At 62.9% G+C, this 21,567-nt stretch carries 18 protein-coding genes; 12 read left to right on the forward strand and 6 right to left on the reverse strand.

What is annotated here, in order from left to right:
• Nucleotides 1-2 precede the first annotated feature (2 nt).
• The 9 genes from CXQ80_RS07225 (at nucleotide 3) to CXQ80_RS07265 (ending at nucleotide 7,677) form a co-directional block, all read left to right on the forward strand.
• Nucleotides 3-1,976 carry a heme lyase CcmF/NrfE family subunit gene (locus CXQ80_RS07225; RefSeq protein WP_178080824.1) on the forward strand — a complete coding sequence of 658 codons (1,974 nt, stop codon included), beginning with the start codon at nucleotides 3-5 and terminating at the stop codon, nucleotides 1,974-1,976.
• Nucleotides 1,973-2,509: a DsbE family thiol:disulfide interchange protein gene (locus CXQ80_RS07230; RefSeq protein WP_101317926.1), complete on the forward strand. Its 537-nt coding sequence runs from the start codon at nucleotides 1,973-1,975 to the stop codon at nucleotides 2,507-2,509. Before CXQ80_RS07225 ends, CXQ80_RS07230 begins: the two co-directional genes overlap by 4 nt.
• Nucleotides 2,506-2,982, forward strand: coding sequence for a cytochrome c-type biogenesis protein (locus CXQ80_RS07235; protein WP_101317928.1), 477 nt, complete (start codon nucleotides 2,506-2,508; stop codon nucleotides 2,980-2,982). The genes CXQ80_RS07230 and CXQ80_RS07235 overlap by 4 nt, the downstream gene beginning before the upstream one ends.
• Nucleotides 2,975-4,171, forward strand: a complete 1,197-nt coding sequence (ccmI, locus tag CXQ80_RS07240; protein WP_101317930.1) for a c-type cytochrome biogenesis protein CcmI — start codon at nucleotides 2,975-2,977, stop codon at nucleotides 4,169-4,171. Before CXQ80_RS07235 ends, ccmI begins: the two co-directional genes overlap by 8 nt.
• 11 nt (nucleotides 4,172-4,182) lie before the next feature.
• A complete protein-coding gene (locus CXQ80_RS07245; RefSeq protein WP_101317932.1) occupies nucleotides 4,183-4,602 on the forward strand; it encodes a hypothetical protein in 420 nt (139 codons plus the stop codon).
• A gap of 117 nt (nucleotides 4,603-4,719) precedes the next feature.
• On the forward strand, nucleotides 4,720-5,658 hold the full coding sequence (locus CXQ80_RS07250) for a 2-hydroxyacid dehydrogenase (RefSeq protein ID WP_101317934.1): 939 nt from the start codon (nucleotides 4,720-4,722) through the stop codon (nucleotides 5,656-5,658).
• A gap of 39 nt (nucleotides 5,659-5,697) precedes the next feature.
• Nucleotides 5,698-6,486, forward strand: coding sequence for a PhzF family phenazine biosynthesis protein (locus tag CXQ80_RS07255; RefSeq protein ID WP_101317936.1), 789 nt, complete (start codon nucleotides 5,698-5,700; stop codon nucleotides 6,484-6,486).
• A 28-nt stretch (nucleotides 6,487-6,514) separates the two neighbouring features.
• Entirely contained in the window at nucleotides 6,515-6,853 is a 339-nt protein-coding gene (locus tag CXQ80_RS07260) for an FKBP-type peptidyl-prolyl cis-trans isomerase (protein ID WP_101317938.1), read from the forward strand.
• Nucleotides 6,854-7,017: 164 nt separating this feature from the next.
• Nucleotides 7,018-7,677 (forward strand): histidine phosphatase family protein, encoded by a 660-nt coding sequence (locus CXQ80_RS07265; protein WP_101317940.1) that lies wholly within the window; start codon nucleotides 7,018-7,020, stop codon nucleotides 7,675-7,677.
• 15 nt (nucleotides 7,678-7,692) lie between these two features.
• Here CXQ80_RS07265 and CXQ80_RS07270 read toward each other — a convergent pair whose 3' ends face one another.
• The 3 genes from CXQ80_RS07270 to CXQ80_RS07280 form a co-directional block, all read right to left on the reverse strand.
• The gene (locus tag CXQ80_RS07270) at nucleotides 7,693-8,421 is read right to left on the reverse strand and encodes an aspartate/glutamate racemase family protein (protein WP_101317942.1); all 729 of its coding nucleotides are present in this window, start codon (nucleotides 8,419-8,421) and stop codon (nucleotides 7,693-7,695) included.
• A 16-nt stretch (nucleotides 8,422-8,437) separates the two neighbouring features.
• Nucleotides 8,438-9,970 carry an NCS1 family nucleobase:cation symporter-1 gene (locus CXQ80_RS07275; protein ID WP_101317944.1) on the reverse strand — a complete coding sequence of 511 codons (1,533 nt, stop codon included), beginning with the start codon at nucleotides 9,968-9,970 and terminating at the stop codon, nucleotides 8,438-8,440.
• Nucleotides 9,971-10,440: 470 nt separating this feature from the next.
• Nucleotides 10,441-10,881, reverse strand: a complete 441-nt coding sequence (locus CXQ80_RS07280) for an Lrp/AsnC family transcriptional regulator (protein WP_101317946.1) — start codon at nucleotides 10,879-10,881, stop codon at nucleotides 10,441-10,443.
• 132 nt (nucleotides 10,882-11,013) lie between these two features.
• Here CXQ80_RS07280 and CXQ80_RS07285 point away from each other — a divergent pair, with 132 nt between their 5' ends.
• Complete coding sequence (locus tag CXQ80_RS07285; RefSeq protein ID WP_101317948.1) at nucleotides 11,014-11,919, forward strand: DMT family transporter; 906 nt, start codon at nucleotides 11,014-11,016, stop codon at nucleotides 11,917-11,919.
• 51 nt (nucleotides 11,920-11,970) lie between these two features.
• The gene (locus CXQ80_RS07290) at nucleotides 11,971-12,897 is read left to right on the forward strand and encodes a class I SAM-dependent methyltransferase (protein ID WP_101322972.1); all 927 of its coding nucleotides are present in this window, start codon (nucleotides 11,971-11,973) and stop codon (nucleotides 12,895-12,897) included.
• Nucleotides 12,898-12,939: 42 nt separating this feature from the next.
• On the opposite strand, the gene CXQ80_RS07295 is transcribed toward CXQ80_RS07290, so the two are convergent.
• The gene (locus CXQ80_RS07295; RefSeq protein ID WP_101317950.1) at nucleotides 12,940-14,970 is read right to left on the reverse strand and encodes a mechanosensitive ion channel family protein; all 2,031 of its coding nucleotides are present in this window, start codon (nucleotides 14,968-14,970) and stop codon (nucleotides 12,940-12,942) included.
• 126 nt (nucleotides 14,971-15,096) lie between these two features.
• The gene (locus CXQ80_RS07300) at nucleotides 15,097-16,095 is read right to left on the reverse strand and encodes a sulfate ABC transporter substrate-binding protein (protein WP_101317952.1); all 999 of its coding nucleotides are present in this window, start codon (nucleotides 16,093-16,095) and stop codon (nucleotides 15,097-15,099) included.
• 184 nt (nucleotides 16,096-16,279) lie between these two features.
• Here CXQ80_RS07300 and CXQ80_RS07305 point away from each other — a divergent pair, with 184 nt between their 5' ends.
• Nucleotides 16,280-20,767 carry an NEL-type E3 ubiquitin ligase domain-containing protein gene (locus CXQ80_RS07305; RefSeq protein ID WP_101317954.1) on the forward strand — a complete coding sequence of 1,496 codons (4,488 nt, stop codon included), beginning with the start codon at nucleotides 16,280-16,282 and terminating at the stop codon, nucleotides 20,765-20,767.
• Here CXQ80_RS07305 and CXQ80_RS07310 read toward each other — a convergent pair.
• Nucleotides 20,740-21,564: an ion transporter gene (locus CXQ80_RS07310; RefSeq protein ID WP_101317956.1), complete on the reverse strand. Its 825-nt coding sequence runs from the start codon at nucleotides 21,562-21,564 to the stop codon at nucleotides 20,740-20,742. The genes CXQ80_RS07305 and CXQ80_RS07310 overlap by 28 nt on opposite strands.
• Nucleotides 21,565-21,567: the final 3 nt, after the last annotated feature.

The raw sequence follows: 21,567 nt of genomic DNA on the forward strand, positions 1-21,567 counted from the left end.
TGATAGTGCCCGAACTGGGTCAGTTGGCGATGATCCTGGCGATCTGTTTCGCCGTGGTTCAGGCCAGCGTGCCGCTGCTCGGCGCCTGGCGCGGCGACAGCCTGTGGATGAGCCTGGCGCGACCTGCCGCCTGGGGCCAGTTCGCTTTTCTGGTGTTTGCGTTCGGCTGCCTTACCCATGCGTTCATGACCGACAATTTCTCGGTAGCGTACGTTGCCAGCAACTCCAATACCGCTTTGCCGTGGTATTACAAATTCAGCGCAGTGTGGGGCGCGCATGAAGGCTCGTTGCTGCTGTGGGCATTGATTCTGGGCGGCTGGACCTTCGCCGTGTCGGTGTTCTCGCGCCAGTTGCCACAAGTCATGCTCGCCCGCGTACTGGCGGTGATGGGCATGATCAGCGTGGGCTTCTTGTCGTTCCTGATCGTCACCTCCAACCCGTTCCAGCGCCTGTTGCCGCAGGTGCCGGGCAACGGCCGTGACCTCAACCCGCTGCTGCAGGACTTTGGCCTGATCGTCCATCCGCCAATGCTGTACATGGGCTACGTCGGCTTCTCGGTGGCCTTCGCCTTCGCTATCGCCGCCTTGCTCGGTGGCCGCCTGGATGCCGCCTGGGCGCGCTGGTCGCGGCCATGGACCATCGTCGCCTGGGCGTTCCTCGGGGTCGGTATCACCTTGGGCTCGTGGTGGGCGTACTACGAACTTGGTTGGGGCGGCTGGTGGTTCTGGGACCCGGTCGAAAACGCCTCGTTCATGCCCTGGCTGGTGGGCACCGCGCTGATCCACTCGCTGGCCGTCACGGAAAAACGCGGCGTGTTCAAGAGCTGGACGGTATTGCTGGCGATCGCCGCATTCTCGTTGAGCCTGCTCGGCACCTTCCTGGTGCGCTCCGGCGTGCTGACGTCGGTGCACGCCTTTGCCGCCGACCCGGAGCGCGGTGTATTCATCCTGATCTTCCTGCTGTTTGTCGTGGGTGGCTCGCTGACCCTGTTCGCTCTGCGCGCGCCGGTGGTGAAAAGCCAGGTCGGCTTTGCCCTGTGGTCGCGAGAAACCTTGCTGCTGGCCAACAACCTGGTGCTGGTGGTGGCTGCATCGATGATTCTGCTGGGTACGCTGTACCCGCTGGTGCTCGATTCCCTGACCGGGGCCAAACTGTCGGTCGGCCCGCCGTATTTCGATGCGCTGTTCCTGCCGTTGATGGCATTGCTGATGGTGGTGCTCGGGATCGGCGTGCTGGTGCGCTGGAAGGACACGCCGGGCAAATGGCTGGCGGGCATGCTCACACCGGTATTGATTGGCAGCGCTATTCTGGCGCCGATTGCCGGGCTGATTGCCGATGACTTCGACTGGCCGGCGCTGGCGACCTTTGCCCTGGCGGCGTGGGTAGTGCTCGCCGGCCTGCGCGACATCTTCGACAAGACCCGCCACAAAGGCCTGGGCAAGGGCGTGCGCGGCCTGTCCCGCAGCTATTGGGGCATGCAGGTCGCGCATCTGGGCCTGGCTGTGTGCGCCCTGGGCGTGGTGCTGTCGAGCAACAACAGCGCCGAGCGCGACCTGCGCATGGCGCCGGGCGAGACGGTCGAGCTTGGCGGCTATCACTTCCTGTTCGAAGGCGCCAAGCACTTCGAAGGGCCAAACTTCATCTCCGACCGTGGCACCGTGCGGGTTTCCAAGGACGGTCGCGAGGTCAGCGTGCTGCACCCCGAGAAGCGTCTGTACACCGTGCAGCAGTCGATGATGACCGAGGCCGGGATCGATGCCGGTTTCACCCGCGACCTCTACGTGGCCCTCGGCGAGCCGCTGGAAAACGGCGCCTGGGCCGTGCGCGTGCACATCAAACCGTATGTTCGCTGGATCTGGCTGGGCGGTCTGCTGACCGGCCTGGGCGGGCTACTGGCAGCCTTCGACCGGCGTTACCGGGTCAAGGTCAAGAGCCGCGTGCGTGAAGCCCTCGGCGCGACTGGAGCAACTGCATGAAGCGTTGGATGATGGTCCTGCCGTTGGCGGTGTTTCTACTGCTGGCGGTGTTTCTCTACAAGGGCTTGTTCCTCAAGCCAGATGAGCTGCCGTCGGCGATGATCGGCAAGCCATTCCCGGCCTTCTCGCTGGCCTCCACCCAAGGCGAGCGCAGCCTGACCCAGGCCGACCTGCTCGGCCGGCCGGCGCTGGTCAACGTGTGGGCCACCTGGTGCCCGTCGTGCAAGGTTGAGCATCCTTACCTGAACAAACTGGCCGAGCAGGGCGTGGTCATCCATGGCGTCAACTACAAGGACGATAACGCTGCGGCGTTGAAGTGGCTCGCCGAGTTCCACAATCCGTATCAGCTGGATATCCGCGACGAGCAGGGCACTCTGGGTCTGGACCTTGGTGTGTATGGTGCGCCGGAGACCTTTCTGATCGATGCCAAGGGTATCATCCGCTACAAGCACGTCGGCATCGTCGATGCCACGGTCTGGCGCGAGCAGCTGGCGCCGCTGTACCAGGGCCTGGTCGATGAGGCCAAGCCATGAAGCGCTGGTTGGCAGCAGCCGTGCTCGGCCTGAGCCTGGTGAGCGTGGCCAAGGCCGCGATCGACACCTATCAGTTTCGTGACGACGCCGAGCGCGAGCGCTATCAGCAACTGACCAAGGAGCTGCGCTGCCCCAAGTGTCAGAACCAGGACATCGCTGACTCCAATGCGCCGATTGCCGCCGACCTGCGTCGGGAGATCTTCCGCATGCTCGGCGAAGGCCAGAGCAATCAGCAGATCGTTGCCTTCATGGTTGATCGCTATGGCGACTTCGTCCGTTACAAACCGGCCTTGAGCGGGCGCACCTGGCTGCTCTGGTTCGGCCCGGCAATTCTGCTGGCGGGGGGCTTTGTCATGTTGGCGGTGATTGTCCGCCGGCGCCGGCAGCCGGTGGCAAGCGGCAGCGCGCAGCTGTCGGTGGAAGAACGCGAACGTCTCGCCAAACTGTTGGATAAAGAAGCTACCCATGACTGAATTCTGGCTTGGCGCGGGCCTGTTGTTGCTCGCCGCCCTCGGCTTTCTGCTGATCCCGATCCTGCGTGGCCGTGGCCGCCAGCAGGAACAAGACCGTACCGCCCTGAACGTGGCGCTGTATCAGGAACGTGTCGCCGAACTGAGCGCGCAGCAGGCTGCCGGCGTACTCGATGCCGAGCAACTGGCCAGCGGCCGTGATGAAGCCGCGCGGGAACTGCTGGCCGATACCGAAGGCGCCGGCGAACCGCGCCAGGGTCATCTGGGGCGGGCGGTACCGCTGTTGGCAGCGTTGCTGGTGCCGGTGATGGCGGTGGGGCTGTATCTGCATTTTGGTGCGGCGGACAAGGTCGAGCTGACCCGTGAGTTTGCCCAGGCACCGAAAACCATGGACGAGATGACCAGCCGCCTCGAGCGCGCGGTGCAGGCCCAGCCGGATTCAGCTGAAGGCCTGTACTTCCTCGGTCGTGCGTACATGGCTGACCAGCGCCCGGCTGATGCGGCGCAGATCTTCGAGCGTGCCGTTGCCCTTGCTGGTCGCCAGCCAGAGCTGCTCGGGCAGTGGGCCCAGGCGCTGTACTTTGCTGCCGACAAACAATGGAGCGCACAGCTGCAGGAGCTTACCGACGAAGCGCTCAAGGCTGACCCCAAGGAAGTCACCAGCCTCGGCCTGCGCGGCATCGCCGCGTTCGAAGGCGAACGCTATCAGGAGGCCATCGACTACTGGCAGCGCCTGCTGGCGCAATTGCCTGAGGGTGATGCCTCGCGCGCCGCGTTGCAGGGCGGTATCGATCGCGCCGCCGACAAGCTCAGCGCCGCGCCAGGCAAAGCGGCCGCACCAGCTGTATCGCCCGCGCGCTTGCAGGTACGGGTCGAGCTGGCCACAGCGCTGCAGGGCAAGGTTCAGCCGAGCGACACGGTGTTCATCTTCGCCCGCGCCAAAAGCGGCCCGCCGATGCCGTTGGCGGCCAAGCGGGTGACGGTGGGCCAGCTGCCGATCGAAGTTGAACTGTCAGACGCTGATGCCATGATGGCGCAGATGAAACTGTCCGATTTTGCCGAAGTCCAACTGGTTGCACGGGTGTCCCGCGCAGGCCAGCCGACTCAAGGCGAATGGATCGGCCAGAGCGCGCCGATGAGCAATCGCACGCCGGGCATTCAGCACCTGACAATCGACAGCCCTGACCAATAAGAGAGCCCACCATGAAGCATGCCGTCCGCTTGACCCTGATCACCCTGGCCCTGGGTCTGTCTGCGTGTACGGTGCGCGAGCCGGTCCAGCAGCCGCTGCCACCGGTCGAAGGCGTGCCGCCGCGCCAAGGGCCGGCGGTCACGCCATTGCCGGGTAGCAAGCCGGGTACGCAGCCGAGCAAGCCAACCGCAGCACCGAAGGCCATGCCGCGCACTTCGGCCAGCTTCGCGCCACCGCCAGGTGGTGCCAGCCACTGGGACCCGAAAATGGGCGTGTATGTGCTGGAGAAAAAACCCAACACCTTCTACCGTCAGCGCACCTATTACCGCTATGACGGCGGCTGGAGCTGGTCGCTGAGCCCGGAAGGTCCATGGCAGGAAACCGACAGCAGCGGTGTGCCGGGTGGCCTGGGTCGCGCCTTCGCGCATTAAGCATCTGCAGCACCTCTCTACCAAGGCCGGTACAGTACAGTTGAAGGGCAATTCTTCGATTGACTGTACTTGCCCCTGACCCCGCATAATCCCTCCTCGCATAGAGCCGGAGGGTGCATGAGCAAGACAGTCCTGGTACTGGTTGAAACCGTCGACGATTACCTGCCGCTGCTGGAGCAGGCGGGCTATCGACTGATTCGTGCGCCGAATGCGCAGCTGCGCGCTGCGGCCATCGCTCAGCAGGCCGATGAGATCGACGCGGTGCTCACCCGCGGCCCACTTGGTCTGACTGCCAGCGAGATTCAGGCGCTGCCACACTTGCAGATCATCTGTGTGATCGGTGCCGGCTATGAACAGGTCGATCTGACCGCCGCTGCAGCTCGTGGCATCACCGTCACCAACGGCGCCGGCGCCAACGCTGCAGCAGTCGCCGATCACAGCCTGGCCCTGCTGCTGGCCTTGTTGCGCAATATCCCCAACGCTGACGCAAGCACTCGCCGCGGTGAGTGGAACCGGGTGATCAGCCCGTCGGTGTCGGGCAAGCGCCTGGGCATCATCGGCCTCGGTGCTGTTGGCCAGGCGATTGCCAAACGCGCGTCGCTGGGCTTCGACATGCCGGTCAGCTACCACAGCCGTACACCTCGTAAAGAGCTTGCCTACACTTGGTACGACAGCCCACTGCGTCTGGCCGAGGCGGTCGACATCCTCGTGATTGCTACACCCGGCGGCGCTGCGACGCAGCATCTGGTCGACGCCGATGTGCTCAAAGCACTCGGTGCAGAGGGCTACCTGGTCAATATCGCCCGCGCCAGTGTGGTCGACAGCGCCGCCTTGCTCGAGGCGCTGGAGCAGGGCTGGATCGCTGGCGCGGCACTCGATGTATTCGACGACGAACCCAACGTACCCGACGCCTTCAAGGCACTCGGCAACACCGTGCTGACCCCGCATGTGGCCGGGCAGTCGCCCGAGGCCGCACGCGATACGGTGACCCTGGTGCTGCGCAATCTGCAGGCGTTTTTTGCTGGCGAACCGGTGCTGACCCCCGTTCGCAGCTGAATTTTTACCCGGCCAGTCATGGACAGTGGAGCTTATTGCATGCAACTCGAGATCTTTCAGGTAGACGCTTTTTCCAGCAAACCTTTCGGCGGTAACGCGGCAGCAGTGATCCCGCTGGAGCAGTGGCTGGACGATGCCACCCTGCAGCGCATCGCCGAAGAGAACAACCTGTCCGAGACTGCCTACTTCGTCAAGCACGGCGACGGCTACCAGCTGCGTTGGTTTACCCCGGCGGTGGAAGTCGACCTGTGCGGGCACGCCACCCTGGCCTCGGCCTGGGTGTTGTTCGAGCAACTTGGCGAGCAGGCTGAGGTGCTGCGCTTCAGCACCCGCAGCGGCGAGCTGCGGGTCAGCCGTGGCGCTGACGGCAGGCTGGAAATGGACTTTCCGGCCAAGCAGCCGCAGCCGGTAGCGACCCCGCCAGGCTTGCTGGAGGCGCTCGGTCTGGACAGCGCACGTGAGGTGTACCGCAGCGATGACTACCTGGTGGCGATTGACGACGTGTCGTTGATCGAGACCCTGCGTCCGGACTTCGTCGCGTTGGCAGCCTTCGATGTGCGCGGTATTGCGGTGACTGCGCCGGGCCGCGGTTTTGACTTCGTCACCCGCTGGTTCGGCCCTCGGGTGGGCGTCAACGAAGACCCGGTGACCGGGTCGGCGCACACTTCGCTGGCACCGTACTGGGCGCAGCGTCTGGAGCAAAGCAGCCTGCGCTGCGAGCAGGGCGGTGCGCGCAAAGGCCAGTTGCACTGTGAGGTGCTCGGCAACGGCCGGGTTATCATCAGCGGCCACGGCGCGCTGTACCTCAAGGGCAGCGTGTTCATCTGAGTGCAGCGCAGCTTTCCCAAGGAGCTTCATGAACAACGAATTACAGATCACCGACCTGCTCGAAGGCGACGGCAAGGCTGTGGTCAAGGGCGCATTGATCACCACCCAGTACACCGGCTGGCTGGCCGATGGCAGCGAGTTTGATTCGTCCTGGTCGCGCGGTAAGCCGTTCCAGTGCGTGATCGGCAGCGGCCGGGTGATCAAAGGCTGGGATCAGGGCCTGATGGGCATGCGTGTCGGCGGCAAGCGCAAGCTGCAGGTGCCGGCGCACCTGGCCTACGGCGAGCGCAGCGTCGGCGCGATTCCGGTCAATTCCGACCTGACCTTCGAGATCGAATTGCTCGAAGTGCTGACCCGCGACGACTGAAACTGTAACAACTTCACCCGGCAAGTTTGCCCCGGCGAATGAATTTCGTTCACATTTCTAGGTCAAGATGGTCCCGCTTGCACGGCTGGCTCGCCAGCCTGTGCAGGTGATCACGAAATGCAGGCACGGACGCCTTCCTTCTTTTGTCGGATGAGTCCATCGCCATGAAGTTGCTGCAGTCCTTGCGACGCCGTCATCTCTACCTTGCCACTGCGTTTGCGGCAGTCCTGGTGCCCCTGACCTATGCCATGGTGCACAACCATGAAGAGCCGGTCGATGGCACCCAGACTCTGGTGTTTCTGCGCCACGCAGAGAAGCCTGGCGAAGGTCTTGGCCAGCTGAATTGCCAGGGTCTGAATCGGGCCATCGAGTTGGCCAGTGTGCTGCCGGAGCGGTTCGGCGATGCCGATTATGTCTTCGCTGCCAACCCCTCGCGGCACGTCGAAGAGGGTAGCCAGGACCAGCGCTACAGCTACATTCGCCCGCTGATGACCATCAGCCCCAGCGCCATTCGCCTCGGTCTGCCGGTCAATATCGACTTCGGCGCCAATGACTACGACGAGTTGGCCGACGAGCTGCTGACCGACAAGTACCGCAACGCCACCGTCTATACCGCCTGGTCGCACGGTTACCTGCCTGATCTGATCAATGCCGTGGCCGGCAAGGCCCTGGGTGACGAGCGAGTCATCACCGAGGACTGGAGCAACGAGGATTTCGACAGTTTGTATGTGATTACCCTGACCTGGCACGACGGCAAGGCGAGCATGCTCAGCCGTAACGTGCGTCAGGGTCTGGATGGTGGCAACAAGGCCTGCCCGACCTGAGCCGGGCAGGGCTGATCAGCGGCCCAGGCGCATTGGCCAGCCGACGACCTTTTTCACCCGCGGGGTCGCGTAGGTGCGTACCTTGGAGGTGCTCAGGCCAAGCCGCACCAGCGACTCGGCAATGGTTACCGCAGCGCTGACACCATCCACCACCGGCACCCCGGTGCGCTGGCGAATCTGCTCGTCGAGGCCGGCCATGCCGCCGCAACCAAGGCAGATCACCTCGGCTTTGTCTTCGCGCACAGCGCGCTCGGCCTGTTCGACGATGGCGTCCACCGCCCGTTGCGGGTTCTCTTCAAGCTCCAGCACCGCCAGGCCGCTGGCGCGCACCGAGGCGCAGCGGTCATACAGCCCGGAGAGTTTCAGGCGATCTTCGATCAGCGGTACGGTGCGGTCCAGGGTGGTTACCACCGAGTAGGCGTGGCCGAGGTACATGGCGGTGCTGGCGGCGGCGTCGGTGATGTCTACCACTGGCACATCGAGCAACTCCTGCAGCCCCTCGCGGCCATGCTCGCCGTAGCCTGCCTGGATCACCGCATCATAGGGCTGGTCGTAAGCCAGCACGCGGTCCATCACGGCGATGGCCGCCAGATAACTTTCGAAATTGCCCTCCACCGACTCGGCGCCAAAGTACGGCGTCAGACCGACGATCTCGGTGCCTGGCGCGGCGACGCTGCGGGCTTGCTCGGCAATAGCCTCGGTGATGGCTGCGGTAGTGTTGACGTTGACGATAAGAATGCGCATGCAGATTCTTCCTTGATCAATGGCTGCTGTGGTCGACGGCGATGCACTCGCCGCTGACGTCGTGGTATTGGCGATTGCGCGGGGCAATCAGCAGGTACAGCGCAGCCGCGATGCCCGCACCGATCAGCCAGGAGAACGGCGCCACGCCGTGGAAGTTGGGTACCAGCGCAAGGATGATGGCCAGCAGCGCCGCCGGTGCGAAGGCCGCCATCGCCCGCCAGTTGATGCCGCGGGTGTAGTGATAGGCGCCAGCCGGGTTCTCGCTGTACAGCTCAGGCACGTTGATCTGGCCTTTGCGCAGCAACCAGTAGTCGGCCATGATCACCCCGTACAGCGGGCCGAGCAGGGCGCCCAGGCCGGACAGGAAGTAGACGATCACCAGTGGGCTGTTGTAGAGGTTCCACGGCAGGATCAGTACTGCCAGCGTGGCGCTGATCAGGCCGGCGCGGCGGAAGTTCAGGTGGCGCGGGGCGAGGTTGCTCAGGACAAATGCCGGGGCGACGAAGTTGGCCATGATGTTCACCGCGACGGTGACGATCAGGAACGCCAGGCAACCCAGTACCAGAAACAGCGTATTAGGGATGGTCGCAACGATCTGGGTGGGGCTGTCGATGATGTGGCCGTTGATCTTGAACTGTGCACCGCTGAGCACCACGGTGATCACCGCGAACACCAGGATGTTCACCGGCAGCCCCCAGAAGTTGCCGACGCGGATGGTCTTGCGGCACGGCGATGAGCGGGCGAAGTCGCAGAAGTTCAGCACCAGGGTGCCGTAGATCGCCAGCCACAAGGCGCCACCGGCAAAGATATTGCGCCACATTTCGTATCCGGTCAGCGGCTCGGCCACCGACCAGGCGATGCGTGTGTCGGCCTGGAAGTACATCCAACCGGCCAGGCTCGCGACTGTCAGCAGAATCACTGGGCCGGCGAAGCCTTCATAGCGGCGCACCATTTCCATGCCGTAGGCAAGGATCACCAGCTGCACCAGCCAGATCGCGACGAAGCACACCCAGCCCAGGCTCGACAGGCCAAGGATGCTGTCTTGATCGTATGCGGCCACCTGCGGCCAGATGGCGGTGAGCAATACCCGCAGCACCACCGAGGCGAGATAGGTCTGGATACCGAACCAGGCGATGGCGATCACGGCGCGAATCAATGCCGGCAACTGTGCGCCGTGGATGCCGAAGGCGATGCGGCTGATGACCGGGAAGGGCACACCCGTCTTCTGCCCCATGTAGCCAGACAGGTTCATGAAGAAGTACACCAGCACTGCGCCGATCGCCAGCGACAGGAGAATCTGCCAGCCACCCAGGCCGAGCGCGAACAGGCCCATGGCGAACGAGTAGTTGGCGATGTTGTGCACATCGTTGGTCCACAGCGCGAAGATGCTGTAACCGCCCCAGCGTCGGCCCTCGAGACGGGTCGGCGCGAGGTCGCGGTTGTGCAGGCGCGGGCTGAGTTCGAGGGCCGGCGATGCGCCGGTCAAGGTTGACGGCTGGGCGGTGCTGGCGACGGATAGTTCAGGGGCAAGGTCGAGGCTGCTACTCATTCCGGCGGCTCCTGATGCGCAGGTTGCAGTGAGGGGCGAGAGTGCACGGTCTCGTCTGGTCACGGCTGAACCTTGACATCACTAGGTTCTGGAGGCTGCGGCCTGCTTGGGGCAGGCGCTGCGCGTTGTTGTGTATTTAGGTTTTGTTCAAGTTGTATACAAAACACAAGCACAGCAAAGCCAGTTCCATGCCATCGGGTGTGCAAGTTCACAATTTACTGTTCCGTGAACTCTTTATTTAAATCTATAACTTACTGAATTTATTTGTTTATAAGTTGACCGATTGAACAAGTTAAATTTTTTACCAACTTACTTTACTGATCAATCGGTCAAATTATCTCGCGCCGCGCATGTAACGTCTTGGTGCTGTGCTTCCCAGAAGTGCACACAAAAATGGCACCTTAGGTGACAATCCTGTGTACAAAAAATAAGCAGCACAATCTGGCCGTGCCGGTCTGCAGGAAAGCCGCTCACTCGGCCATCGGCGGCAGGCGGCGTTTCACCGGGCTCTTCTTGATGATCGCGGTGTTGGTTTCGGCCAGGACATTGATGCGGTCGAGCAAGCTGTCCAGTTGCTCCATCGAGCGCACATGCAGGCGGGCGATAAAGCAGTCCTCGCCGGTCACCTTGTCGCACTCGGTGAACTCGGCAATCGCGATGATCTGGCGCTCGACTTCCTGCAGTTGGCCGGGCAGTGGGCGGATGCGCACAATCGCCTGCAACTGATAGCCGAAACAGCGCGGGTCGATCTCGACGGTGTAACCGCGGAGCACGCCGCGCTCTTCCAGCCGGCGCAGCCGCTCGCTGACGCTGGGCGCCGAAAGCCCGCTGATCTGCGCCAACGCCTTGAGCGAGCGGCGCGAATCCTCCATCAGGGCGGTGATCAGGAGTTGGTCGATGGCATCGGTCATAAGTACCTCGTTAGGCAAAGCTTCTGATTTGCCTTGATCGTAAAGGTGAATGGCGATTTTTGCCTTGGTTATCCGCTGGAAGGCGGCAGCCAGCCTTCGTCATACTGTTGCCATCATCAACGGAGGTGGCCGATGGACAGTTCAATGCGCCGTGGTTCGCTGGAAATGATCGTCGCCATGCTTATTTCCGGGACGATTGGCTGGTTCGTACTGGTGTCCGGGCAACCGGTACTGGAGGTGGTGTTCTGGCGCTGTGTGTTCGGCGCGGGGGCGTTACTGGTGATCTGCGCGAGCCTGGGCCTGCTCAAGTCCGGCGTGATCAGCCGCGGCGCCGTGTTGCTGGCGATTGTCAGCGGGGTGGCCATCGTCGGTAACTGGGTGCTGCTGTTCGCCTCGTATTCGCGGGCGTCGATTGCCATCGGTACTGCGGTATACAACGTACAGCCGTTTCTGTTGGTCGGCCTGGCTGCGGTGTTTCTCGGCGAGAAGATCACCCTGGCCAAACTGAGCTGGCTGGGGGTGGCGTTCGTCGGCATGCTGGCCATCGTCAGTGCCCACGGCAACGGCCAGAGCAGTGGCAGCGACTATCTGCTGGGGATTGCCCTGGCCCTTGGGGCGGCGTTGCTGTATGCGGTTGCGGCGTTGATCATCAAGCGCCTGAGCGGTACGCCGCCGCACTTGATCGCGCTGATCCAGGTCAGCACCGGCATCGTCCTGTTGGCGCCGTGGGTCAAGCTTGGTGGGTTGCCCGCTGAACTGCCGGCGCTGGCCAGTTTGCTGACCCTGGGCATCGTCCATACCGGGCTGATGTATGTGCTGCTGTACAGCGCGATCCAACGTCTGCCGACTGCATTGACCGGCGCGCTGTCGTTCATCTACCCGATTGCGGCGATCCTGGTCGACTGGTTCGCCTTTGGCCATCGGCTGGCGCCGTTGCAGTGGCTGGGGGTGGCGTTGATTCTGCTGGCCGCGGCCGGCATGCAACAAGGCTGGTGGTTTCGCGCCCCGGGCAAAGCGGCGCCAAGCCCATGCGACTGAGCGCAGTTGAAGCGGGTAGAATGCCCTCTTTTGATCCTCAGCGACGCGCCCATGACCTCCGTGATTGATACCCTCGAGCAGCACCTGCTCACCGCTCTCGACCCTGCTCCGTTGGAAACCCGGCGCCTGTTCCATGGCCGTGGCCGCTGCTGGGCAGGGCTTGAGCAGATCACGGTCGACTGGCTGCAAGGGGTGTTGCTGGTGGCGTTGTTCCGCGAGCCACCCGAGGGCCAGCTGGCTGAGCTCGAGGCGATGCTGCGGGCACTGGCCGAGCGCCCACTGTGGACCGGCGAGGCGATTTTGATTCAACACCGTTACCTGCCCGACAGCCCCGGCCAGTGGTTGCTCGGCGAGCCGGTGCAGCAGCGTGAGGTGGTCGAAGACGGCCTGACCTACCTACTCGATCTGGGCGTGCGCCAGAACAACGGTCTGTTTCTGGACATGCGCTATGGCCGGCGCTGGGTGCGTGAGCACGCCGCTGGCAAGCGGGTACTCAATCTGTTCGCCTATACCTGCGGTTTCTCGGTGGCGGCAATCGCCAACGGCGCTGCTCAGGTGGTCAATCTGGACATGGCCAAGTCGGCACTGTCGCGTGGACGCGAGAACCATCGGCTCAATGGCCATGATGTGGGCCAGGTGGCGTTTCTGGGTCATGAACTGTTCAAGTCATGGGGCAAAGTGCGCAAGTACGGGCCGTATGACCTGATCATCATTGACCCGCCGACGTTCCAGCGCGGCAGCTTTGTGCTGACCCAGGACTACGCGAAAATCCTGCGCCGCTTGCCCGAATTGCTCAGCGCAGGCGGCACGGTGCTGGCGTGTGTCAACGACCCGGCGATTGGCTCGGACTTCCTGATCCAGGGTATGGCCGAACAGGCGCCGGGCTTGCAGTTCATCGAGCGTCTGCAGAATCCGCCGGAGTTTGCCGATGCTGATCCTGAGGGTGGCTTGAAGGCGCTGGTGTTCCGCCAACTATGAGCTGCCGCCCTCGACAGCGAGGGCGACAGTGCTTGGCAGGGTTCAGGCAGGCAATGCGCGGGCCTGGGCGGGCATCGGGTAGACCTGGGCGAAAGCAACGTTGTCGGTTTGATCGACGCGCTTTTTCAGGCGTTCGTTGAAGGCCCGGCTGACCGCGTACTGGCCACCGGAAATGGTTCGGAACTGCGCGGTCAGGACGAACCCGTTGAGGTCCATACGGTCGACGCCGAACACCTGCAGCGGCCCTTGCAGGTTGATCCGCAGCAGTGGGTCTTCGCTGATCGACTTGCCCACTTCGTGAATCAACGCCAGCGACTGATCGACGTCACTGTCGTAGGTGAACTGCACCGAGAAGAACGCATAGGCAAACTGCCGCGACTGGTTGGTAACCGCCTTGATCTGGCCAAACGGCACCGAGTGGACGAAGCCCTTGCCGTCGCGCAAGCGCAGGGTGCGGATGGTCAGGCTCTCGACCGTGCCGGCGTGGCCGGAGTCGAGCACCACCCAGTCACCGATCGAAATGGTGTCTTCGATCAGGATGAACAGCCCGGTGATCACATCCTGCACCAACTGCTGCGAACCAAAGCCGATGGCCAGGCCAATTACCCCGGCACCGGCCAGCAGCGGCGCAACGTTGATGCCCAGGTTGGCCATGGTGGTGATGGTGCAGATCACTACCAGGATAACTTTCACCGCATTGCGCAGCATCGGCAGGATGGTGCGCACGCGAGTGCTGGGCTGGCGCGAGCTGCGCTTGCCGACGGGTGGCTTCAGCGCCTCTTGAATGGCGGTGTCGAGCACCACCCACAGCAGCCAGGTCACCAGCAGGATCAGGCCGATACTTGAAATCGAGTTACTGATGGCCTGGCCGAGGCGGTTGCTCAGGGCAAAGTCGATCACCGAGAAACCCCAGATGCGCCCGAGCAGCTCGATAAAGGTAATCGCCATGGCGATGCGCAATAGCGCATGGGCGAGGCTGCGTAGCAGCTCCTTGTAGGGGCGGACCTTCTGCTGCGTATCAACCTTGCGTGACGCCAGCAGGTGTTGCAGCAGGGTGCTAAGGAACAGCGTGGCCACCAGCAGCACGGTGGTCAGCAGGGCATTCTGCAGGGCTTTCTGGCTCTCTTCGCCGGCACCGATCAGGTTGATCGCCGAGACCAGAATCATCATCAGGATCGGCAGATACCACAGCTTGGAGAAGATCCGCAGGGTCTCCTGCACTGCGCGGTGGTGCAGGCGATCATGCAGGTCGCGGTTGCGGATCAGGTGACCCACCGGCCGGCGCAGGCGCAGGACCAGGCTGGCAAAGATGAAGGTGGCGATCAGGCCGGTGATCACGGCGATGCTGGCGGTGATATTGCCGCCGACCTGGCGAGCGATCTGCGGGCTGGTCAGCGCGTCGCTCCAGGCCGCGAGAAAGCCGATCATGAACAACGCGCGCGGTGCCATCTGCCTGATCACGGCGACGGCAGGGCGTTTGTGGCCTGCATCGAACAGGGTGATCAGGCAGAGGATGATCGACGTCGAGAACAGGCCGCTGCTGGTCGCGTAGGCCAGGCTCAGGCCGAGTGCGCGGGCAATCGACGGGTCGAGAAAGCGGCTGGCATACAGCGTCAGCGGCAAGCTCGCCAGGGCCGGCAAGGTATAGGGCAGCAAGTACCTCAGCAAGCCACGCAGGCGCTTGCGCCGTTGCAGCAGGGCGGTGCGCGCGCAGCGGGCGGCGAGCCAGCGGCCGAGCAGGCTGAGCAGCGAGAAACTGGCGGCCCAGGCTATCGTCAGCAGAACAAAATCGCCGATCAGTTGCAGGCCGTCGTGCCCCGAGTGGCGGTCGACCAGGCGCTCCACCTCTTTGCTGGCGCGGTCGGTGCGCAGGCGCCAGGTGTCCAACACATGGGCATCGAGGTCGAGGTCTTTGGCTGCACTGTCCAGGCCATCGGCCAGGGCACCCAGCAAGCCACCCTGCAACACCGGAGCAGGTTCTTCGGCGGGAGCTTCGGCAGGCGCGGGGTCAGCGGCGTAGAGTGAGGTGCTCAGCAACAGGCTGAGAAGTAGCGGGGTTAGCAAGCGCAGCACTGGAGTACTCCTTGGGCCGTGGCGGGCGTGGGGGGTTACTCAAGGAACTGATTGCCGAAGGCGAGGGAAGTTCGATGCAATCCGGGCCATGGCCTGGCCCGGATTGCTCTGGCAAGCGTCAGGCGATCACTGGCCGGTGTAGATCTGGTCGAACACGCCACCGTCGTTGAAGTGGGTCTTCTGCACCGTGCGCCAGTCACCAAAGGTCTTCTCTACCGAGAGGAAGTCGACTTTCGGGAAGCGGTCGGTGTACTTGGCCAGTACCGCTGGATCACGCGGGCGCAGGTAGTTGTTGGCAGCGATTTCCTGGCCTTGTGGCGACCACAGGTACTTCAGGTATTCTTCGGCGGCGGCGCGGGTGCCCTTCTTGTCGACCACCTTGTCAACCACGGTGACCGGCGGCTCGGCTTCGGCCGATACGCTTGGGTAGACTACTTCGAACTGATCGCGACCGAATTCGCGGGCGATCATTTCGGCTTCGTTTTCAAAGGTGACCAGCACGTCGCCGATCTGGTTGGTCATGAACGTGGTGGTAGCCGCCCGGCCGCCGGTATCGAGCACTGGCGCCTGCTTGAACAGCTTGCCGACAAAGTCCTTGGCCTTGTTTTCGTCGCCGCCGTTTTTCAGCACGTAGCCCCAGGCCGAGAGGTAGGTGTAACGGCCGTTACCGGAGGTCTTGGGGTTGGGCACGATCACCTGGACGCCGTCCTTGAGCAGGTCAGGCCAGTCTTTCAGCGCTTTCGGGTTGCCTTTGCGCACGATGAACACGGTGGCCGAGGTGAACGGCGCGCTGTTGTTTGGCAGGCGCGTGACCCAGTTGTCCGGGACCAGCTTGCCGTTGTCGACCAGGGCATTGATGTCGGTCGCCATGTTCATGGTGATGACGTCAGCCGGCAGGCCATCGATCACCGAGCGCGCTTGCTTGCTCGAACCGCCGAAGGACATCTGCAGGTTGATCTTCTCTTTGTGTTCGGCTTCCCAGTGCTTCTGGAAAGCGGCGTTGTAGTCTTTGTAGAAGTCACGCATCACGTCATAGGAAACGTTGAGCAGCGTCGGCGCGGCCTGGGCCAGGTTGCCCAGCGCCAGGCCGGCAGCCAGTAGCGAGGCGGTGAATAGCTTTTTCACGAAGCATTCCTTGTTATGGTTCAGAGGGTTGGCAGTGTGCCACTGACTATAGCCGTTCGCTTCGCGGCGATTAAAGACCGAATAGCTCTTTGCTTATGCGCGCTTCCAGGCGGGTGTTAGGTATCTAACCACTTTCACTCCCGTGCCATACCTAAGCTCACGCCTCCCGAAGGAGGAGCGAGCCATGACTTACCAAACCGACCAGCAGCCCGATGGACTTGCCCTGGAACAGGCCTTCCAGGATCAACTGATTGCCGCACGTCTGCCACAGTGGCTGCGAGCAGCCCGCGTCGAACACTTGCCGGACCTGAGTGAGGCGTTGCGTCAGAGCCTGGTCTTGCGCCACCAAATCAGTGCAGTGCTTGCACGCCTGGAAGGTGTCGACAGCTTTGCGAAAAGCCGTCTGGAGCAGGCATTGGAAGGGCCCGATGGCGAGCCTTTCAATGTGCATCTCTGGTCCTTCATTGTCGGCCACCGTGAACCGGTGATCAACGCACAGCCTGTGGGCGTGCACCTTACCGAACTGGTGTATGACGACATGCCGCTGCTGGAAGCTGCGCTGCGCAATTTCACCAAAGATCAAGCCGAGGAGGGCGGTCAACCGCGGGGTAACCGGTTGACCAGTGCGCGTGGAGGCGCTGTCAAACCGCCGTCGGCCGTGACGTTTGCCAAGCTTTGCCGCAGCCTTGACCTGGGCGGTCAATATCAGATTCACCTGAACAGCGTGCTGCTGGCGCCGACAGCCCAGGGTGCAAGCGTCGCGATGCTGTTGGGTAACGCCCAACTCCAGCAGATGCTGGTGGAGGCCTATAAGGCCAGGCAGGAAGGGGTACTCGGCGACGACGAACTGCAGATGATTGTGGGGTTATGCCGCGACGGCACGCCGCCGCGCCTGCAAGGCGATCCGGTGGTGGCCAGGCAACTGAGTCTGTTGGGCTGCAATCTGGAGCAGATAGTGCTGCTGGATGTCATCGATGAGGGCTGGGTACGCAACACCACCCGGCGTTTGCTGGCGTACGTGCCGGATGATCCCCATGGGCCGTGGTGTGCAGCCAGCAGTCTGCGGCAGCTGGCCAATGACCTGGGGCGGCGGTTACGCACGCGTGACTACCAGCGGTTCTTCAGCCGCTTCGTGCGGCGCCGGGACAGCCAGGCATTTTTCTCTGTGATCATCCCGGCTTACGCTGATCTGGCGGATTGGGCCAACTACGACCTCAGTGAGCACATGCAGGCCGTACGCCTGCCATTGTTCGAAACCCTGGGCGCGGCGCGTATCGCGCAGATCAAGGATGACGCGGCGATGATCGCCGCCCCTGTCGCTAACATCGACCGGGCCGTGCAGCAGGCGCACGACAGACGTCTGGCCGCAGAGGGCTGGGCGCTGCTGAACCTGGCTGGCCTGTTCATTCCGGTGATTGGCTCAGGTTTGCTGGCATTTACTGCATGGGGCTTGCTCAAGGAAGTGTTCCATGGCGTCGAGGCCTGGCATGAAGGCGACACCAGCGCGGCGCTCGATCACTTGACCCATGTCGCTACCGACCTTGCCGTGATGGGCGCCACTGCCGTCGGTGTGGGGGTGGCACTGCGTACCTGGCGGCGGTCGCAGATGGTGGACAGCTTGCTGCCTGAGCAACTGGAAGACGGTAGTACCCGGCTGTGCCGTCCGGTATTGGCCGATTACCGCAGCGTGCCACCCCTGCAGGCGCAAGTGGATGAAGAGGGCGTGCATCGGCTCGATGGCCGCGCCTGGGTCGAAATGGACGGCCACTGCTATCCCGTGCTGCAGCATGGCGCACAGGGTGAGTGGCAGCTACGACCGCGTGGCGGGTATGGCCCGCAGCTGAGCCACAACGGTGCTGGGGCGTGGCGCCTGTGGTTCGAGCAGCCGGCACAGTGGGACGACACCTACCGACTGTTTCGCCGGCTTGGTGGACGCCTGCATGAGTTGGATGACGAGCAGATCGAGCAGATTCTGATGGTTCACAATCTGCAGGCCGATTACCTGCGCGCCCTGCATGTCGAGGGCCGGCCACCCGACGCTGTGCTACTCGACAGCGCCGAACGCTATTTACTGGACCGACGTATCAGTGTGCTGATCGAGCGTTTACGCGCCGGGCAGCCGTTCGATGATGCTGCACTCTTGGAGCAAGCACGCGCATTGCCTGGTGGCCAGGGGCTGGCCGATCAGGCGTTGGCCGAGCTGGCCGCCGCTCGCCGTCGGTTGCTCTTCCAGCAGGCCTACGCGGCTACCCAGCCTCCATCGAGTGCAGAAACCGCAGTATTGCGTCGACTCTTTCCAAGCCTGCATGAATCTGCGGCACGCGCTTTGTGGCGCACTGCTCCCTTGGCAGACCGCCAGCGACTGGTCGACAACGGGCGCGTGGCGTTGAGGCTTGCTGAGGCGGCGCAGGTGCATGTCCGGCGGATTCGTCAGGTCAGGGTGTTCGAGGCGTTCTACCTTGAGGTGGAGCAGCAGTTGGACCTTGCCCGGGTGGCGCTTTCCATGCTCAGGCACTTGCCAGCGGGCGGTGGCGTGCGCTGGGCCTTGTTCGATGGCGATGCCGGTGCTCCCTTGCTGGTTACCGGGGAACGCGGCCCTGAATGTGCGATCCGCCATGAAGATGGCCAGTTTCGCCGCCTGGATGGCGCAGGCCAGCCGCTGGGCCTGGCTGGCGAGCTGTTTGAGGTCATGGCCTCTGCCTATGACGACCATCTGCGCGATACGTTGGGGGTCGGGGAGCCATTCGCCCACAACTTGCGTGTACTGCTCAGCCGCCAGGCCGTAGCGCATCGCGCTGAGGTTATTCAGCTGTTGGGTGAACAACCCTCGCGCGGCTGGTTTCGCCTGCCGCAGCGCCAGCTCGATGGCCGTCTGGGCTACCCGCTGAGCGGGCGGCGTGGAAGGCCTCCACAAGGGTTGTTTGCCTCAGTGCGCAATTTGTATCCAGGCTTTTCCGACGAGCAGGTACTGGCCTGGATTGAGGGCCAGCGCACCTCAGGCAGCGATGTCCATGGGGAAATCACCCGGCTGGGCAACGAGCTTGCGGCGTTGCGTGAACGGCTGCAGCAGTGGGAGCGTCAGGCAACATCACGTGGCCTGCGAGAAGAGCGCCGTTATTTCCGGCGTTGCCTGATCGACTGCTGGCAGCGGCGGATCACTGCGGGGGTGAACGATATCCAGGCGCCGCAGAGTTTCCGCTTTGCCATGTTCGCTGCCATGCCCGGCCAGTTGCCTGAGCTGCCCACCCAAGTCAGGTTTTCTCATATTTTTGAACTGGCGTTGCTGGGGATGCAGCTAGAGGATATTCCTGTGGCATTCCTGGGCGCTTTTCCAGAGCTTCGTATCCTTGAGCTCAGTGGCAATCGCCTGAGCCAAGTGCCGGCGGCGATCGCGCAGATGCCCAGCCTGAACGAGCTGGACCTGTTCAACAACCGCATCGTGCTCGACCCGGAACAGGCGGGCATCCTGGCCCATTGCGAATCCCTGGAGTACCTCAATCTGTCGTTCAACCCATTGGGCCGCGGTTTTTCTCTGCACGCACTGCCTCGGCTGCGACGGCTGTATTTGCGCAATACCGGCCAGACGGAGTTGCCGCCCGGGATACTGCGTTGCCCCGACCTGCTGCAAGCCGACTTGCGCGACAACCGTATCGCCACATTGCCTGCAAGCTATTATCGGGCACCGGTATGGAGCCGGCGCATGCTCATGCTCTGGGGCAACCCGTTGAATGATCACGCCCTTAATGCCCTGCAAACGTCGATGCCACACCTGGACATGGAAGCGCAACCGGGGACCACTTTCTTGCGTCAGCGCTGGCTGGACAGTGCCAACGTGCTGGCACGTGACGAATTGTCGGCGTGCTGGGAGGCGCTGGAGATGGAGCCCGGTGGCGACGACTTCTTCCGGATGCTGGGCCGCTTGCTGGACACCGCAGAGTTCAGGCAGAACGGCGAAGCACTGGCGGAGCGGGTGTTCATCATGCTGCAGACCATGCAAGAGCACGCCAGCCTGCGAGAGATGTTGTTTCATCAGGTCAACCAGCACCTCACTTGCCAGGACAGCGTGGCGTTGTGCTTCAGCAACCTGGAACTGAGCATGCTGGTCTGGCGTGCGCGTATCGAGGCCGGGAGTGGCGATCAGCAGGGCGCCTTGCTCCACCTGGGCCGACAACTCTGGCGGTTGGATGAGGTCGATCGCATCGTTGTGGAAGACATTCAAGCTCGCCGCGCCGCAGGCGCCGATCCGGATGAGATCGAAGTTGGCCTGGCCTATCGCGTGGCATTGCGTGATGCACTCGATCTGCCCGCCCAACCTGGGAGTATGCTGTTTACCGCAGTCGCCGGAGTGGGGCCTGAACGCGTCGAGGCGGCGCGAGCGCGGGTGCAGGCTAACGAGACAGATGAGCAGATTGCCGTCTCGCTGGCTCAGCGCGAATTCTGGCAGGAGCATCTGCAACGCACGCAGGCAGTACGCCTGGAGGCGGCCGATGCGCCATTTCACGAGCGCATGCAAGCATTGCTGGAGAGCGCCGAATCGGTACCCGAGGCCGAGTACCTGGCCAGGGTCGGGGTAGTCCACGGCGAGCGCCAGGCAGCACGCAACGACCTGCTGCTGGCGCTGACACGCGAGGCGCTGGCGCAGGATCAGTCGCGCTTGCTGAACAGTGCGTGACCACAGCGCGAGCAGAATGCCGCATCGTGGCCATGCGTGCCCTTGTGGCAGTTTGGGCAGTCATGCCGCAACTGTTCGCCACGCATGGCATTAGCCAGTTCGGCAGTGAAAATCCCGGTGGGCACGGCGATGATCGAGTAACCGGTGATCATTACCAGTGACGACAGCACCTGGCCCAGCGGCGTCTTCGGCACGATATCGCCAAAGCCCACGGTGGTCAGGGTGACGATCGCCCAGTAGATGCCTTTGGGGATGCTGGTGAAGCCATGCTCGGGCCCTTCGACCACGTACATCAAGGTGCCGAACACGGTCACCAGAGTCGATACGCTGACCAGAAACACGATGATCTTCTGCTTGCTGCCGCGCAGCGCGCTCATCAGGTAGTTGGCCTGCTTGAGGTACGGGCCCAGCTTGAGCACGCGGAAGATCCGCAGCATGCGGATCACGCGGATGATCAGCAGGTACTGGGCGTCGCTGTAATACAAGGCGATGATGCCCGGCACGATGGCCAGCAGATCGACCAGGCCGTAGAAGCTGAAGGCATAGCGCAGCGGCTTGGGCGAGCAGTACAGGCGGGTCAGGTATTCAGCGAGAAAGATCGCCGTAAAGCCCCACTCGATGGCGGCGAGCAGGCCTGAATAGTTCTGGTGAACCTCATCGATACTGTCGAGGATCACCACCACCAGGCTGGCCAGAATGATCAGCAGCAGGGTCTTGTCGAAGCGTCTGCCAGCGGTGGTGTCGGATTGAAAAACCAGAATGTAGAGCCGCTCGCGCAGGCTCGCCGGGGAGTTCATGGG

The sequence above is a fragment of the Pseudomonas sp. 02C 26 genome, from assembly GCF_002843585.1.
Taxonomy (GTDB): Bacteria; Pseudomonadota; Gammaproteobacteria; order Pseudomonadales; family Pseudomonadaceae; genus Aquipseudomonas; species Aquipseudomonas shirazensis.